At 66.7% G+C, this 17,289-nt stretch carries 7 protein-coding genes; 3 read left to right on the top strand and 4 right to left on the bottom strand.

Annotation, left to right across the window (positions count from 1 at the left end; all coding sequences use genetic code 11):
* Positions 1 to 30: 30 nt before the first annotated feature.
* The 4 genes from ABD793_RS18765 to ABD793_RS18750 form a co-directional block, all read right to left on the bottom strand.
* Positions 31 to 1,086 (bottom strand): type IIL restriction-modification enzyme MmeI, encoded by a 1,056-nt coding sequence (locus ABD793_RS18765; protein ID WP_344861604.1) that lies wholly within the window; start codon positions 1,084 to 1,086, stop codon positions 31 to 33.
* Positions 1,087 to 1,255: 169 nt separating this feature from the next.
* Positions 1,256 to 4,126: an Eco57I restriction-modification methylase domain-containing protein gene (locus tag ABD793_RS18760; RefSeq protein WP_344861602.1), complete on the bottom strand. Its 2,871-nt coding sequence runs from the start codon at positions 4,124 to 4,126 to the stop codon at positions 1,256 to 1,258.
* Positions 4,123 to 7,257 (bottom strand): DISARM system SNF2-like helicase DrmD, encoded by a 3,135-nt coding sequence (gene drmD, locus ABD793_RS18755; protein WP_344861600.1) that lies wholly within the window; start codon positions 7,255 to 7,257, stop codon positions 4,123 to 4,125. The genes ABD793_RS18760 and drmD overlap by 4 nt, the downstream gene beginning before the upstream one ends.
* A gap of 31 nt (positions 7,258 to 7,288) precedes the next feature.
* Positions 7,289 to 14,701: an anti-phage protein ProA gene (locus tag ABD793_RS18750; RefSeq protein ID WP_344861598.1), complete on the bottom strand. Its 7,413-nt coding sequence runs from the start codon at positions 14,699 to 14,701 to the stop codon at positions 7,289 to 7,291.
* Positions 14,702 to 15,166: 465 nt separating this feature from the next.
* On the opposite strand from ABD793_RS18750, the gene ABD793_RS18745 reads away from it, so the two are divergent.
* The 3 genes from ABD793_RS18745 (at position 15,167) to ABD793_RS18735 (ending at position 17,259) form a co-directional block, all read left to right on the top strand.
* The gene (locus tag ABD793_RS18745) at positions 15,167 to 15,310 is read left to right on the top strand and encodes a hypothetical protein (protein ID WP_344861596.1); all 144 of its coding nucleotides are present in this window, start codon (positions 15,167 to 15,169) and stop codon (positions 15,308 to 15,310) included.
* A gap of 162 nt (positions 15,311 to 15,472) precedes the next feature.
* The gene (locus tag ABD793_RS18740; protein WP_344861594.1) at positions 15,473 to 15,883 is read left to right on the top strand and encodes a MarR family winged helix-turn-helix transcriptional regulator; all 411 of its coding nucleotides are present in this window, start codon (positions 15,473 to 15,475) and stop codon (positions 15,881 to 15,883) included.
* 632 nt (positions 15,884 to 16,515) lie between these two features.
* A complete protein-coding gene (locus tag ABD793_RS18735) occupies positions 16,516 to 17,259 on the top strand; it encodes a DUF2637 domain-containing protein (protein ID WP_344861790.1) in 744 nt (247 codons plus the stop codon).
* The last annotated feature ends 30 nt before the right edge of the window (positions 17,260 to 17,289 follow it).

Raw genomic sequence — 17,289 nt, 5'->3', positions numbered from 1 at the left:
CCACCGGTGAGCTCGGCACGATGCGCTCCATCAGAAGAGGGTCCCTTCGTCGGCCTGGGGTTTCCCCGCGCCCTTCTTCTTGTCGTGCAGACCCTGTGCAACCTCTTCGGCGTAGCGCTCGTGGTTGAGTTCGAGGAGGCTGTCGAGGATTTCGCGCTGTGCCGCGGGGCCGATGGTATAGCGGGTCTCGCGCCCGACCTGGTGGAAGCCGTGATCGAGTCCACCGACAGCTTCGATGCGGTCTTCCCAGTCGTAAGCGCGGACGGTGGCTTCGTCGATCGCTCGGTGAATGGCCCGGAGTTCCTCGATGTCCTTGTCCGTGCAGTTTTCGTCGAAGACCAGGTTGTAGGTCTTGGTCAGGCCGGTCTGGCGGGCCAGCATCACGTCACGGCGGAAGGTGTCGAGCCGGTCGCCGAGGTGGCGGAGTTCCTGGGTGAGTTTGGGCAGGGGGAACGTCTCGAAGACATCGGATGGGGTGTAGCGGAGATCGGTCTTCATCGAGGACCCGCGCGATTTGGCCCACCAGTAGTGCGGTGCGCTCGACAACAACGCCAGCATCGCCGTGTCGCCGGTGGCGAAGACGACGACTGCGTCCGAGAAGACCTGGCCGGTCGGCACCATCACCGGCATCACGGTCTTACTCACCCGCGTGAGCACTACGACCCGCTGCAGCCCCGCGATCTCGCCGTATAGCTCACTTCGAGATCGCCAGTAGCGCCACCACGGCCATGTCGCGATATCCTTGGACTTGGTCGCTCGTTCGGGTTTGACCTCGCGCAATACGTGCTCGTAGCACGCGTGGTATGCCTTCGCTCGGTCTTCCGTCCAGTCGTGGAAGTTGATGACCCAGCGACTGGCGGCGCAATTCGGATCGGAGTTGAGGTCTTGCCCGTTGAGATAGGGGAACAGAACATCGGAATTGCGGGCGTCATGCGCGATGAGCTTCTCGGCATCAGCAGGTTCCATGGTGAAACCCAGGCCCAAGACGATTGATCCCTGGAAGGACAGTTTGGCGTTGGCCGACAGTTTCTCGGGGTTGCCGGCGACCCGGGAAGCCGGGTCGAGTGAAGCCGTAATGCCCGCCACCACGACACCATCCGCGATGCGACATGCTTCATCGGCGAGGGTGGCTCGGCTCGTCCAGACCGCGCAGTACTCCAACACTGCCGACTTGGACGGCCAGGGTTTGCTCTTGACGGACTGGCGGATGATCGTGTCGCCGGCGGTGATCTGATCAAGTCCGACTTCGCGAGTGTCACCTTGAGCCAGCGTGTTGGTGGCGATCAGGCCGGTCTGGCCGTCGTGGTTGAGTACACAGTGGGCGCAGTGAGAAGTACGCGATGAGGTCGGCGTTTCCCTTCATGCCGTTGGCGATCGTGATGACGAGGTATTCCCGATACGCCGAGCCGGTCGCGCCACTGATCTTCTTGCCTCCCAGGAACGGTGGATTGCCGATGACGGCGTCGAAGCCGCCTTGGGCGAACACCTCCGGGAAAACCAGGGGCCAGTGCAGCGGTTCGCGTGGAAACGAACCGGAGGGAAGATCGGTTGCCAGCCATTGGTTGCGTCGGGTCTGGGCTTTTTCTTCTGTAGCACCGGAGGCGATCTGTTCGGCCAGGCGCTTAGCTTCGAGCACCAAGTTTTCCTGGTCCCGCGCCTCCTCGTCGGCGAGCTGCTCCCGTAACTGCGCACTGCGCGAGCCGGTCGCCTTGCGGCAGCCCGCCAGCGCCGCGCCCACGACGAGGTCCGCGAACAACCGCAGCCGGTCGGACTTCTCCTCCGCCTCCCGCAGAGCCGCCCGCTTGGTCTGCAGCCCGGACAACGTCGAACCGTCCATTTGGGACAGTCGCTCGCGGATACCGGCGACCTCGGCGACCAGGGCGGGAACTTCGGCGGCCCAGCCGAACAGGTCGGCCTGTTCGCGGCGTGCCCGTGCGACGTCCAGGTCCATGCGCTCCAGTTGCTCCGTCGAGGTGATGCCCAGCAGCGAGTCGCCGGCCGCGAGCCGATCGTCGAGGAACGTGAACGGGCGCTGCGGATCCATGGACACCAGCCACAACGACAGCTTCGCCATCTCCACTGCCATCGGGTTGATGTCCACGCCGTACAGGCAGTGCTCGATGATGGCGCGGCGGGCCTTGATGACGACCTGGTCGGCTTCCGCCTCGCGCTCGGTGCCGGATGGTGTGTAGTCGCGAACCGCGGAATCGCCTTCGCGGGTCCATGCCTCGATCAGCCGGTCGCCGAGGTAGCGTGCGGCGGCCACGAGGAATGCGGCGGAGCCCATCGCGATGTCGGCGACCTTCAACGCGAGGATCTGCCGTGACGACTTGAGCTCCCACTCCTCCTTGCCGGCCGTCTGCAATGGACCCGGGTGGTACACGAGCGATTCGAGCGCACCCTCGACGATCTGCTCGGCCAGGAACCGGGGCGTGTAGTGGGTGCCCGTGTTCTTGCGCAGCGGCGAATCGGTGACGAACAGCTCGCCGGGCACGATGACGACCGGCTGCTCCCGCAGGTCCTGCCGGATGATGCCGAAGAACGGCAGCAGCCGCTCGGTCAGCGAGTTGTCCCCGCGCGTCACCGAGAGGAGTTTCCGGCGGGCTTCCTCCTTGGCACCCTGGGCCAGCGGCGCGAGGCTCCTTTCCACCGCCTTGGCGGAGCCGACCTTGTAGTCCTTGAACTGCTCGGAGATCGTCTTCGCCAGCGACGGGACATCAGGGCACTCGGCGGCCAAGGATTCGAGGTCGCGCAACGCGACTTCCTTCTCGAAGCCCTCCTTGCCGATGAGGCTGACGGTGACGTCTTCCGCGCGGAAACCGTCGTAGGACAGCAGGCCTTCGTAGACGTAGCCGATCTGCTCCACGTCGAGTTCGCGGAACGACAGCGTGCGCTTCTCCCGCGTCTTCCCTGTGCCGATCTCGACTTCCTGCAGGGCCTTGAGCATGTGCAGGACGGTCCGGTCGTCGATCTTGAGGATCTGCAGCCACGGGAACTGGTCCGGGTCGAACAACGACCCGTCGAGCGCATGCATCCGCAGGCGGGGATGGTCGACGCCGTTGTAGATGGCCTCGAACAACGCAAGCAGCCGGTACCAGGCGGCCGAGGAGATCTCCAGCTCCGTCTCCGAACCTTGCAGTGCCTGGTCCTGAAGGTCCGCGCGGAGCCGCCCGGCCGAGTAGGCCGAGGCGTAGAGGTCGTTGTCCGAGGCCAGGAGCTTGCGCTCCTCCGCGAACAGAACGAACACCACGCGCATCATCACGGTGACCGCGGCCCGGTACACCTCGCCCGCGTCAACCCGCTCCAGGCCCTGCTCGCCGCGCTCGCGGGCGGCGGTGTCGGCACGGCCGAAAGCCGCTACCAGCATTTCGACGGCCTGGCGGACCTGTACGCCGAGCCGTTCAGTGATGTCCTCTTGCGAGTCCTCGCTCTGACGCAGCAGCGCGACTAGCTTCTCATCGTCGGGCACACCGAAGAACCGCCTGCGGTTGAGGAGTGAGAGGAACGCCCGGACCACACCGCGCTCGGCCGCCTCGCTCCATGCGACGGCGTCGAAGACCGCTGTGGTGGTGACCTTGCCGCGCGGCGCGGAAACGAACACCCACCAGCGTCCGTCGGTCACGAGCCCGAGCTGGATCTCGTGATGGCGGCACAGCTGCGCCATCCGGTCCACCGGCGTCGCTGCCCAGGCTTCACCCCCGATCCGAGCGGTCGGCTGCGTACCCGGTTCGCAGATCAGCCCGAGCATCCGCGTCGTGGCGGGCTTGGGGTCCTCGCCCGGCTCGACGAGCGCGAACGACGGGTTGAGCCGAGTCTCGTGCTCGGTGACGTCCACGCCAAGCGCATCCAGCCGGCCGAGGTCGTTCCAGTGCAGGGCATCGCCCCAGCCGAGCAGCTCGCCGAGGATGAAGTCGGCCCATGCCCGCTGACCCGCGGCCGGGTCGCCCTGCCAGGTGGTGTGCGCGAGGCGCAGCTTTTCGCGCGTCGGCTTGTCGATCGCATCAAGGTTCGGCCAGGTGGCGCGAAGGACCGGCAGCGACAGGAACGGGCCGGTCGCCTCGATCAGGCTGAGCCAATCACGGTGCTGCTGCGCGCTTTCCGGGGCATGGGGACGACGGGGCGTCATCGGATGGCCTCCCGCTTGGGCACCACGAACACCACGGCAACGGGGAAGCGGTGCGGTTCCTGGTGACGGTAACGGGCCGCGATGGCGTCGAGCTCGCGGTCCCGTTCGGTGGTCAGTTCGGCGAGACGTGCTTCCCAGTGCCTGCGGTCCCTGCGGTACTGCTCACGCTCTTCCTTCGATGCCTTTTGCACGTCGACGAGGCTGAACAGCGCCTCCTCGTCCTGCTCGTCGGCCAGCTTTTCACGCAGGGTCGCCGAGAACTGTTCGATGGTCGAGGTGATGCGGTTCTTCTCCTCGTCCTCACGCTGTTTGAGTGCGCGGCTGAGCGACTCAAGCCGCGTGTTCTTCCGCCATTCGATGGCGTTGAGCAAGCCGTCGGACACACGCGGCCAGCGCTCCGCGACGCGGCGCCACACCGGGGCGGACACCGATTTGCCCTGTCCGAGCGCGGTGTCGAGGATATCGCTGAGCACACTCAGGTTCTCCAGCCGGCGGAACCGGCCGCGTTCGGGCGCCCAGCCGCCGGCGTGCAAGACCTCCTCGTGCAGCCGCACGCCGTCCGCACCGATGATGAGGAACCGTGAGTAGGCGCCGACGAGGACATCCTCGAGCCGGGGGTCGTCACTGACCACCGCTGTGACCCGGTGCAGGCCGATGTCGTCATTGGACACCGCTGCCCGGAGAAGCCGGGTCGACATGGCGACCAGCGGGTGGTTGAGGTGGGCGAGCACGACGTCGTCGCGACCGCGGGCGACCTCCTGGTCAAAGGTGACCGGCAGTTGCCGTGGAACCACGCCTTTCTGGTGCTTGTCCGGCTGGTACTTCTCCAGCAAACCCGCGCTCGCCCGCACCCACGACCCGGTCAGTGTCGGCACCTCGAACATGCCCTCGGCCAGGTGCTTTTCGTCAAGGAACGGCTTAAGCGCCTGCTGACGGGCCAGCGTTAGCGCCGTGTCCACCACTCGCTTGGCCCGAGCCGGCGTGATGCCGAGCTCGGTCACCGTCTCGTCGAGGTTCGACCGGATCCTGCGCACCTGATCGCGCACGTTCTGTTCGGCAGGCAACCGGTCCTTCTTCTGGCCGGCCCTGTCAATGTCGAAGTCGGCGATCTGACCGACCATTCGCCGCTGGATGGCGTCGGAGAGCACGGCGTTGACCGAGCCGAGATCCGCCTCCATTTTCGCGACCTTCATCGCGACCCGGGACAGGAACTCCAGATCGGCCTCGTACCGGTCGACCGCCCCTTCCCAGCCGATGCCGACGAAATGCCGGATCTCCGGTGTCTGGGTCTGTCCGTAGCGGTCGATGCGGCCGATGCGCTGTTCGAGCTTGTTCGGGTTGAACGGGATGTCGTAGTTGACCAGCCGGTGGCAGTGTCGCTGCAGGTCGATACCTTCGCTCGCGGCGTCGGTCGCGACCAGAATGCGCACCTTGCTTTCGGTGGGATCCTTCTGGAACGCGAGGCGCAATTGCTCACGTTCATCGGTCGTCATACCGCCGTGCATCTCCGCCACATATGGCGCACCCATTCCTTCCTGCCTCAGCAGGTTGAGCAGCCAATGCTGGGTGTCGCGGTACTCGGTGAACACCACGACCCGCTCGTTCATCCAGTGCTTGTCCGGCTTGCAGATCGCCTTCAGGTACTTGACCAGCTCGCGGGCCTTGGCGTCGGGCTGGGCCTCGTGGGTCAGCGCCCACTTATGCATGCGCTTGAGGAGGGTTTTCTCCTCGTTGTCCGCGTCGGGCTGCATTGGGCGGGTGCGACCGAACGCGTCATCCTCGGCCTCGGAAAGCTGCTCGTCGTCGTAGGTCGCGATGTCGTCGAAGAAGTCCTCCATCCACTCCGGCACCTCATCACTTGCCGGTGTCACGGCACGGATCTTGGACTCGAGCGTGTCGGTGTAGACGGCCACGGTGTGTGCGAACGCGGCGGGACTGGAGAACAGCCGCTTTTTCAGCAGGAGGGTGACCAGGTCGGTGGCCTTGCGGCCGCGCTGGGTCGTGAGCTTCTTGTGCCGGAGCTCGGCGAACTGTGTGAGCACGCGATGGATCTCGCGCTCGGTGTCGGGATACTCCACCGGGATCGGTTTGGTCTCGCGAGCCACAAAGCGTGGCGTGCCGTCGGCATTGACGATGTCCCGTTTGAGCCGTCGTACGACCGTGTCGCGTGCCGCGGACTTGTCCGGCTCAACACCGCGCGCGAAGCGCTGGTCGTCGAGGATCTCCAACAGCGCGGTGAACGACGCCTGGTAGCCGTTGTGCGGGGTCGCGGAGAGAAAGAGCCGGTGGGTGAAGTGCGGGGCCAGCCTGCGGATCAGCTTGGTCTGCTGGGAATCGACGGCGTAGACCTGTTTCGGCGCGGCTGGGGCGATGTGATGGGCCTCGTCGAGGATCATCAGGTCGAACGTGCGCGGGTAGGTCGGTCCGTCCGGCGGCAGCACCTCGTCGAGGAGGCGTTGCGCCTTCGCGCCGCGAAGCCAGGGCAGGCTGACGATCGCCAGCGGGTGGACGTTGAACGGGTTGGCCGCGCTGCCGAACTCGCGGCGGACCTCGGCGCAACGCTCCGAGTCGATGTCGGTGAAGGCGAGGCCGAACTTGTCGGCCATCTCGTCTTGCCACTTCACCGTCAGACCGGCGGGGCAGATGATCATGATCCGCTGGGTTCGGTGACGCAGCAGGAGCTCCTGCGCGACCAGGCCGGCTTCCACCGTCTTGCCGAGACCGACGTCGTCGGCGAGCAGCAGGTTGACACGAGGGGCGTGAAGGGCGCGGACGACCGGTTCGAGCTGGTAATCCTCAATCGCGACACCCGAGCGGAACGGCGCTTGGAGGGTTCGGACATCCGCCGATGTGACGGCGGACCAGCGGACCGCGTCCAGGAAGGCGGCGAGCTGCCCGGGCGGATCGAACCTGCCGGTCACCTCAGGCAACGATCCGGAGGGCAGGACCTGCCGCGCGGGTTCGACCTCCCAGATCACCTCAAGCGACTCGCCGAAGCGGCCCTCGTCGACGCTCTGCAGTTTGAGGAGGGTGCTCGAATCCACTGCGTCGATGTCGCTGACGAACCACTTCTGGCCTCGGACCGAGACCAGATCACCGATGGCCGGCGTATTCGTCGTTGCCGCGGTCATGATGGCTTCCCTCGTTCACAGCTTCGCTCGTTCACTCCGCCCATGCTTCCTCCAATGCCGCGACGATCTCATCGTCACCACGCCCCCGGTAGGTGGCGATCAGCGTGCGCCGGTCCACTGCTCCCGACAGCCGAACGGCCGCTGCCAGCTCACGCTCGGCGTTCTGCGTCGCTGCCTCCCAGCGGCCCGCAAACCACAGCGCGCGAGCGAGCGGCGGGTCGTCGGGCATCGGGCCGGGGACCTCGACGTCGAATCTGCCGTCGTCGCCGAACCGCAGGAACACCAGCGCGCCGATGGGTGTGCCGGTCCGCTCCAGCAGGAGCCGCACGGACGGGCCGGTGGGCTGCAGCCCCGACCAGCGCACGGCGCGCAGGCCGATCGGCGAGTGGAACTCGACCTGGTCGTCGCGTGCGAGACCGATCGCGGTCGCGAGGGCGACCGGAATCGGGACGCTCGCCCCGCGGAGATGATCCTGCGTGACCCGCACCCGCAACAGCCAGGCGCCGTCCTTGCGGAACAACCGGCCGGTCTCCTCGGGAGTTTTGCGTGCGGCCGGGGACCTGGTGCCGCGCCAAACGCGCCCACTACGCGTTTCGAAGGGGTGTTGTGCCGCGGCCGCGGAGATGGCCGCCTCCGAGGTACCCCGGGCGCGTGCCTGGATCCGGCCGATCAGCTCGTCCAGCGGGATGTTGCCAGTGACGTCCAGGATGGCGCCGATCGCGGCGACCAGGTCGTTGTCTGCCTCGGAACGCCACGTCGCCAGCGCCCACTCGCCGCGCTCGGCCAGGGTGAATCGAGAATCCGCTCCGAGTTGCTGGGCCGCGTCGGCAGGTGGCCGGTGCATCCCCAGCTCGGTGCCCAGCTCGTCGATGGTGAGGGGAGCGCTGATGAGGCTGAGCACGGCCGCGGCCCGGTCGGCGAACGAACTGGTTCGGGTCAGAATTCGCTTGCGCACCTCCTCGTAGTCGCACCACTCCAGCCACGCTTCGAGCTCAGCGGAATCCATGCCGAACCGGTCCACGATGGACCCGAGGCGCGACAACTCGACCATGCCGTACTCGTCAGCCAGATCGGCCAGCAGCATCGCCGTCTGCTCGGCGGCCGCCTGCACACTCGGCGCGACGGCCCAGCCGTCGACGACCTCGAAGAAGTCGTCGAACTTTTCCAGCACCAGCCACAGTGGAGCGTCGACCGGCTCGACCTTTGTGGCGATTTCCGGGTGCCGGTTGATGAGCCGCGACAGCGCCGCGACCGGTTGAATATCCGCGCGGAGCCTTGCGAGTAGCGCGTTGACACGGGTGCTGCGGGCCAGTCGGGCCATCAGCGCGTGCTTTGACCCGGCCTCGATTTGCCTGGCGCGCGCGGAGGAGAGCCCGAACTGGGCGCCGACCTCCTTGAGCGTGAGCGGTTCCTCCGCGAAATAGCGGTTGCTCAGGATAGCGAGGGCGGCATCGTCAAGCGGCGCCAGCCAGCTCGTGATCTCGGTTACCACAGTGCCGGTCTCGCCGACTTCCGGAGCCGGAACGGGTGCTGCTGGCTCGTCGTCGAGGACCGTGGCGGCGTCCTCGGTCAGGCGGGCGGGCAGGCTGCCCGACGCGACGCCGTAGCCGACGGCCCAGCCGAGAATGCGCTCGATGTTGGCTGTCTTGCGCCCATAGCCGAGCCGCTCCATCGTTGCGCGTTCCAGGCCCTCGCCGGTAGCCCCTCCGCCCGTTTCGAGGGCTTGGCGCATCGCGTTGACGATCTCCTCGGGGGCTATTTCATCGAAAGCACGCTCAGCGGAATTCCGTGTCCGGCGGTACTCCGTCCATGTGTCAGGGTCGAGGTGGCCGGGCCAGTAGAACGTACCGAAACGGCTGCTGCGCTTGACCAGGCCCTTCGGCCGGTAGCGCATCGCCTCGGCGCGGCGGGCGGCGCGCACCCGATCGAACCCGAACTGTTGCACCACCTTCCGGATAAGACGTTCTTCCTCGATCGGGCCTTCGGCCGCGATGATCTCGAGGAACGAGCCCTGCAGCAGTTCCCGGAGCCGCCGGTCCGTTGTCACCCGGTCGAAGTCCTCCCGGGAGCCGATGATCGTCGGCCGGTAGGGCACGAACTCGCTGACGGCCGGCCCGTCGCCGTCACGCACCGCCCCGGCTGGGAGGGGCACGTCGTCATCCACCAGCCGCGTGACAGAGACCGGCTGGGGCGTCTCCTCCCGGACCGGCGATTCGGACACCTCGTAGGCCGCGGGCGCGGACAGGTCTTCAAAGGCGTCCGCGACTTCGGGTTCCTCCTCCACCTCCGGACACGCGGCGCCGATCCGAGCCAGCACACCATCACGGTCGTTGAGCCAGGCCGGCAGCCACAGCCGGATCACGCTCGGCCAGCCCATCACGGTGGCGAGCAAGTGGGGTGCCGCCTCGCGGTCGGCGACGGTGGGCCGCGAACTCCATTGTGGCCCGTCCAGCATCACCGCCACCTGCCATTGCCTCGATCCAGGCCGCCGTACCGCCAGGTCGACGGTGAAGTGGGACAGGCCGTGGTGCTTGCGTGTCTCGAAGCCGCGCGACTCCAGTACCGACGCGACTTCGTCAAGTACGCGGTCGACCTGGTGCTCGCGCTGCGAAGCCGATGACATGGTCCGCTCGGCCCCGTGCGCGGCCATCTCCAGATAGGCGCGCAGGTGCTTGGTACCGACCGCCCTGGTGCGGGACAGGTCGACGTCGGCGGGGTCGAACGAGCTGTACAGCACGACCTGCTTGCGCGCCCGGGTGATCGCCACGTTCAGTCGGCGCTCGCCGCCGGTCAAGCTCAGCGGGCCGAAGTTCAGCGGCAGGATGCCGGACTCGGGGTCTTTGGAGAACGCGAGTGAGAAGAACACGACATCCCGCTCATCGCCCTGCACGTTCTCCAGGTTTTTCACGAACAGTGCTTCGCCGCCGTGCCGCGCCAGCGCCGCCTGGATCCGCTTGTCGGTGCTCTCCTCGAGGAGGTTCAGCAGCAGGTCCCGCTGCTGCACGTTGAAGGTGACTACCCCGATCGAGCGGGCCCCGGTGCGGGGATCCTGCAACAGGGCGGCGATCTCGTCCACGATCGCCTCGGCCTCGACGCGGTTCGTCCGGCTGGCGCGGGTACCGCGATCGAAAGCGCCGTCGACCCGCCGCCAGCTGATGCCCAGCGTCGGGTCGCTGCCCGGCGCCGGCAGCGTCGCCAGCTTGCCATCGTAATAGCGGTCATTGGAGAACGCGATCAACGACTCTTCGGTGCTGCGGTAATGCCACGACAGCCACTCCTGCGGGAGTCCGGACTCGACGCTCTCGGTGAGGATGCTGTCGAGGTCCTCGACGACTGAGCTGTCCTCCTCCGCGTCGCCATCGTGGCTCGCATCCATGATGCTGGTCGGCGGCATCTGCTTGGAGTCGCCGACCACGACCACCGACCGCGCCCGCCCCATCGCGCCGACCGCTTGCGCCACCCTGATCTGCGAAGCCTCGTCGAAGACCGCCAAATCGAAGGTCAGCGCGCCAGGCTCGAGGAAGTTCGCCACCGATGCCGGGCTCATCAGGAAGCAGGGCGTCAACGCGGCGACGGCGCGAGGGTAGGTTTTGACCGCCTCCCGGAACGACAGCCGGTCCTTGCGCGAGTTCAGCCGCCGAATCAGCTCGCCTGCTTCGTCGCGTCGGCCGACGCCGTCTCGCGGCCTGCGGTTCACCACGGCAGCGCCGAGCTGGGCCGGCAGGTGGGTCCTCAGGTCGGCGCCGAGCCGCAGGTACTGCTCGACGTGACGGTCGTGCGCCGCGCCGTCGAAGTACTCCAGGCCCTGCGAGCGCGCTCGCTCGGCGAGTGCTGCGGCAGCCACCCCGCGCAAGAAACAAAGTTCGAGCTCCTCGTTTCGGAATTCCCCGCGCAACAGTTGCTGCCGGAACTCCGTCAGCCCGGCATGGCCGAGGAGTTCGGCCTGATCCAGCAGCGCGCCCCACCGCTGAACCGGCAGGAGCCCGAAGGACCGCAGATCCGCGAGCCACGCCGCGCCGTCACGCTGCCACGCGGGCGCCCAGCCCTGCTCGCTCCAACGCTGGCGGGACTCGGCGGTGATGGCGAGCAGTTCGGTCCATTGTGTCCAAACGAGACAGAACTGACGGAGTTCGTTGGCCGGTGTCGCGGTGCCGGCGGTCAGCAGGGCGCGCCACACCTCTGGATGACTGGCGCGCAGCTCCCGCGAGCTTATGACGGCCTGGACGGCGGCGTTCCACTGTTGCCTCGCGTCGCGTTGGGTGGGCAGCCAGCCGGCTCTGAGACCGAACGGCGGGAAGGCCTTGATCTGGGCGTTGAGCATGCCCGCGGCATGTCGTGCTGCGGCCAGGCCGGCGATGTGCTCGAGCACCGTGCTCTCATCGACTGTGGTGCCGGGCAGGGCACACGGCCGGATCCTCTCCGCCAAGGCTGCCCGGCGCTTCTTCTTGCCGAACAGTCCCTTCCTCGATGCGACGGCCGCGGCCGACCAGTCCTCGAATTCCGGGTGCACAAACGTTTCGGGGCGGAAAGCCGCCAGCGCCGGTTGATGTGCGGCGTGGAACTCGTCGATCGCCGTGCCCAGTGCGACCGCGTTCGCGTCCCAGTCCGGGCGGCGGGCGGACGCGACCTCGGCCTCGCCCGGCAAGCGGCCGGATCCGGCGAGGTGCGCACAGGCGAGCGCTGCCCCGAGCTCCGTCGGATCGGGCAGCCCCTCGATCGCGGTATGCAACGCGGGCGGGAACTGCGCGAACGCGGCCCTGGCGGATTCGAGCTGCTCGGCCACCTGGGCCACCGCGTCGGTGTCGAGCCCCCTCATGTCCCGGCGCGTGCTGAGCGACCAGGGGTGTTCCGGGCGGAGCTGTGCCGACTTCGCGGCGGTGGGGAGTTCGGCCGCCGCGCGGGTCGCGGTGGCGCGGACATCCTCAGGCAAGGAGAAGAAACTCGCCGGAACCGGCGCGGTTACGCCGGCGTCATGGGCGAGCGCGGTCTGGTATGCCGACCAGAACGAGTAGCCGGCGGCGTTCGGGTTGTGCAACTGGTCCGGGTAACCACGCAGCGTGGTGATCTCGGCCCGGTAGCGTGCCTCCAGCGCCCGCCACCCGTGGTCTTCGGCGCGGGCGTGCTGCTCGTGCGCATCCTTGAGCTGCTGCCGGATGCTGCGGACTGATTGCTTACGACCGTGCAGGTCGAGGCAGAAGTGCTCCAGGCCCACCTTGCCCAGGCGCCGCTTGACGACATCCAGAGCCGCCTGCTTCTCGGCGACGAACAAAACCGTCTTGCCACTGCGGATTGCGTGTGCGATCAGGTTGGTGATCGTTTGCGACTTACCGGTGCCGGGTGGGCCTTCGAGCACGAACGACCGGCCCTGCTCGGCCATCGCGATCGCTCGCATCTGCGAGCCGTCGGCAGGAATCGGCAGCTGCAGTTCCGTTTCGTCGACGCGGAGGTTGTCGGTCCCCGCTGGGTCCATGAACGGTTCGCCAGGGTTGTTCACCAGGTGCTCGACGACCGGATTGCCCAGGATCGTCTGCCAATGTTGGGTGAGGTCACGCCACATCTGGAACGTCGAGAACTGCAGCAACCGCAGGCTAGCCGACTCATCGATCCGGTGGTCGAGGTTGTTTTCGACCAGGTTCTTGCGGATCGCGGCGAGGGATCTGTTGATGTCGATGCCCGACTCGTCGGTGATCGGGTGCTCGAGCTCCGGTATCCGTACATTGTGCTTGACCTTGAGCCATTGGATCAGGCACCAGTTGGGTGCGGCCGTCTCGTCACCGTCGACAACGACCGAGTAAGGCTTGCGTCCGGTGCCACCCTCGATGCGGACGGGGACCAAGAACAACGGAGCCCGGCCTTCGCCGCTGGGCGTCGCGTGCACCAGGGCGCCCAGCGTCAGATACAGGTAGTTGCTGCCGGTTTCCTGTTCTAGAGTGCGCGCGTCCCGCTGGAGCGCCCGCATCTTGCTGACGTAACTGGCCTCGGTGACCGCACCGTAGATGCGCTTGTCCGTGCGCAGCTCGTCGGCCAGCGCGGCGGGATCCAGGTCCTGGGCGCGGCGGATGCCTTTGAGCCGGTGGACGCCGCTGACCAGGTCCTGCGCGACGATCCGGATGGCCTTGTTGTCGTGAATCAGGTCGTCGAGCTCGGCCAATGCCCCGCCGGGCACGTGCAGGTCGAGGCCCTTTCCAGTCCGCGGCAGTTTAAGCAGCGGGTTTCGTAGGCTGAGATCGAGCAGTGCCCGCCGCCATGCGTGGATGCGTGGCGGCACCCCATCGTCGGCGGCGCGGATCTCGAGGTTCTCGTCCTCGTCAAAGACGCCCGCCCTGACCAGTGCCGTGGGAAGCTCCGTAATGCTTTGGGGTGTCCGCGGCGCGGACGACTCGATGGCGACGTCCGGCATGGCCGTGTCCGACGACGGCATGGCGCGGATGCCTGACTTGCGAGCCAGGTGCACATCCACCATGCCAAGGAGTTCGGAGCCGCCGCGGAGGTGCCCGATGGCCGTCTCGACGGCCTGGGCGAAAGTAAAGATTCCACTTCCCGCTCCGATGCTGGTGAGCTCGACCGGGAGTGTCGCACCGGATTCGACGATGTTCACCAGCTGGTTCGCATCGAGCGCCACCGATTCGGGCAGACGGTCGTCGTGCAGGAAGAACCCCGCGAATGCATGACCCTCGACGAACCAGATCAGGGGGTGAAGGCTCGCGGCCTCCAGACACGCCGCGTAGGTCACGGCAAGATCGATGCAGTTGCCCAAGCGATCGCGGAGCACAGACGCGGTGGTTCGCACCTTTTGCCCGGTTTCTTCAAATGATGCAGGCAGCGAAACGTACGCGATCGCCTCGCCGCGCAGGGCTTCGTAGATCGCGGCACCGATGTGGGTGACCCGTTTGGGGTCGGCCTGGTAGCCCTGAATGGATCCCGAGCCGGTGTCCCGTTCGAGCAGGCCCGCCGCAACGCGCAGTATGTGGGCGACGGAGTCGGCATTGGGCTGAACAAACGCGGCGATCGACTCGTACACGCTGGGGGAGTTGAGCCACTCATTGTGCGCTAGTGCCCGGGACGGGGCGGAATAAGCAAGTTCGGCCGCTCCCTCGGCTCGGACGGTCACCCGGTAGGTGACGGGAAACGCCTCGTCGGCCGCGCGGAGGGCCGCAGCGTCGGGCACCAGATCTCGGAAGTCGTCCCACCACAATGCCCCGGAACTGGGCAGCGTTCGCGCGCGCCTGCTCCAGACCTCCGACAGCGGGCCACCCGGGCCGGTCAACTGGACGCTCACTTCGACCGGTCCGAGGTCGGTGCCGGTGTGGTTCTCGATGCGCAGGTCGGTCGCCACTGGCACGTCGTTGTGTACCAGCGCGTAGAACAGCGCAGGCGGATGGTGCAATTTGGCGCTTATCTGGCCGTTCCCTCGTTCAGTTGTGCTGAACAAGGACTGCGCCATGAGTTCCCCTCGAGTCAAGCGTGCTGCGCCGCGAGCGCATCCCGATATGTCCGTTGATGAATCGCTTCCTAGCGTATCCATGTTAACGGTCTGAGCCCAAGCTTTAGCGCACCGTGACAATCAGGCTGCCCGGCACCAGGTGATCTGCCTGTACGAATCGCCGGCGTGCTCGGCTGCGCCGTCCGGTCAGCCGGATGCCGTGGGCGACGAAGCAGACCGCCTGCTGGAGGTGGTCCGTATCGCGTAGCAGGGCTGACGGACGTGTGGTTCCCCGAAGCTGCGCTCCGCGACGGGGCAGGCCGGCTGCAAGTCCCGACGAGGTGTGGGAGACCGCAGCCCCGGGAAGTGCCGCCCGTCGTCCCCACTCCGGCCTCGCGCCGCGCCGCCAGGACGCTCTGGGCCGACTTCGCCGTGTCGCACTGACTCAGACTTCGCCCGCTGGAGACCAAGTTCGGCAGGGATGCCGTGGAGATTCTGCGAGCGTTCGAGCTGCCCCGGTGTGCGCACTCGGCGGCGGGGTTGGCCGGTGTGGACGAGAAGACCGTCGCTCGCCATGTTCCGCTCCGCAACGGCGAGAGCGATCTCATGGTTCCGGAGAGCAAGAACTAGTAAATAACGAGCGAATGTACTCTCGTCGTTGACGAGGGGGTTTGGGCGAGGTCGCTCGGGAGAGAAACTCTAAGTTTGACCAGAATCTATGGTGACGCAACAGGCAAACGCCGTCAAGTTCGTGAACGTTTTGCATAATATCATGATATAAAATCGTGGTGGATGAGAGAGCACGACCAGGGTCGGGATGACGTCACGGAGGCTTTCGACGAAGTCGTCCGCCTGATGATCCGGCATCTGGCCGACCACGGAACGCTGACGGAGCTGGCGGCGGTGGAGGGCACCAGCCAGCCCTCAAGGAGCCAGTTGGTGCAGCGTCTGGAGCGGCAGGGGCTGGTCCGGCGAGTCAAGGACCCGCACGACGGGCGGGCGTCGCTCATCGCGCTCAGCGACGCCGGTCGCACCCCGGTGGCCACTCGTCTCCGCGATCGCCGGGACCGGCTGGCGGAGCTGCTGGGCACGCTCTCCCCCGAGGACGACGCCTCGCTTCGGCTGGCGATGAACGTGGCTCGCCCGATCATCCAGCGGTTGATCGAGACCGCCCGCCGGTCAGACAAGCAGGCCGGGTCCTGACGACCTGGCCGCTCGATCCCTTGGAGGTACAACCATGACCACGCCATCCACTGCCGCCTCCGCTCGACCCAGCGCGGCCGAGTGTCCGGTCGACTGCGACGTGGTGGTCGCCGGTCGTGATTAACGAATACCGCCGAGCAGCCTGAATCGATCACAAAATCGCAGGTCACGGGACTGAATCGCTAGTTTTGACACGGTACAGGCGTTCGCGGCTGCGGAGGCGACGGCGGAGATCATTCCGCGGCAGTCGGCGCGAAGTCTCGGGCTCGCCAACGACCACAATGGACAGTCCAGAGCCGGAAGAAACCCCTCCAGAAAACCAAAAACCCCAGGTTAACGTTTCCGATAACCTGGGGAGAGTGAGGGTGCGCCATCAGGGACTCGAACCCCGAACCCGCTGGTTAAGAGTCGTCTTGATCATCTGTCAGGCGGTGCCGAGTGATGCCGGCCAGTGCTGTTTCCCTCAGCGTGAGCGTGCCGCTGGTGTCGGAGGGTGTCGCGGTTTGTTGTCGTGGTTCTGCACTCTCGGGCTCCCCTCGGGCTCGCACATGCCGGGTTGTGCTGGCCGGTTCGGTGGTCTTCGGCAGACGGTATTTCCGGCCGCTGGCGCGAGTGGCTGGGGTGGTGCGGTGATGGAGGAGATCAGGAATCGGGTTGCTCCGAAGCTTGCTCTGTGGGTGCAGTGCGCGTGTACGGGTTTGGTGGCGGTGGGTGCGGCGTATGCGTCGTATCGGCACGGTCGGGAGTTTGCGCTGAGGTTTGGTGCGGATATGTCGACAGCGTCGATCTGGCCGTTGCTGGTCGACGGGTTGTTGACGATCGCGACTGTCGAGTTGTGGAAAAGCCGGAGGGTGGGTCGGGAACGCGGCCGGTGGGTGGCGTGGTCGGCGTTTGTGTTCGGGATCGGGTTGTCGTTGCTGGCGAATGTCGGGTCGGCTCCGGTGGAGAGTCCGTTGCAGGTGGTGGTGGCTGCGTGTCCGCCGGTGGCGTTGTTGTTCGCGGTGGAGCTGTTGAACCGGGCGTTGAAGCAGCAGTCGGTCGAGACTTGCTCCGAGATCGTGTCCGAGCGAGACGAGACCGAGGCGGCTCTGGATGGCGGGGAGGGCGAGACGGAGTCGGTGGATCGTGGCGTGGTCTCGGATGGTCTCGGCGGGGATGGTGCGTTGACCGCGGAGCAGCGGATGTGGATTCACTACACAGAGCAGTCCTCCGTGGGGCGGTCGCCGAGCGGGGCGGAGCTGGATCGGGTGGCGGGGACGCACAACTACGGTCGTCGCGTCCTTCGCCGATGGCGGCGATCGGGCCGCCTGGCGGAAGTTGTCGCCGTGTCCGGCGAGGAAGCAGAGCGGACAGTGGCGCTGTTGGTTTCTAGCTGATATGCGCGGTTTGCTGGCCAACTCGAGGTT

The organism is Amycolatopsis ultiminotia (assembly GCF_039536925.1).
Taxonomy (GTDB): Bacteria; Actinomycetota; Actinomycetes; order Mycobacteriales; family Pseudonocardiaceae; genus Amycolatopsis; species Amycolatopsis ultiminotia.
The sequence above is the reverse complement of the archived record's forward strand: the minus strand, read 5'-3'. Positions and strand labels throughout refer to the sequence as shown.

What these genes read in the sequence shown, in the direction of transcription:
- ABD793_RS18760 (WP_344861602.1), bottom strand. Translation starts at nt 4,126, where the DNA reads ATGACGCCCCGTCGTCCCCATGCCCCGGAAAGCGCGCAGCAGCACCGT.
- drmD (WP_344861600.1), bottom strand. Translation starts at nt 7,257, where the DNA reads ATGACCGCGGCAACGACGAATACGCCGGCCATCGGTGATCTGGTCTCG.
- ABD793_RS18750 (WP_344861598.1), bottom strand. Translation starts at nt 14,701, where the DNA reads ATGGCGCAGTCCTTGTTCAGCACAACTGAACGAGGGAACGGCCAGATA.
- ABD793_RS18740 (WP_344861594.1), top strand. Translation starts at nt 15,473, where the DNA reads ATGAGAGAGCACGACCAGGGTCGGGATGACGTCACGGAGGCTTTCGAC.
- ABD793_RS18735 (WP_344861790.1), top strand. Translation starts at nt 16,516, where the DNA reads ATGGAGGAGATCAGGAATCGGGTTGCTCCGAAGCTTGCTCTGTGGGTG.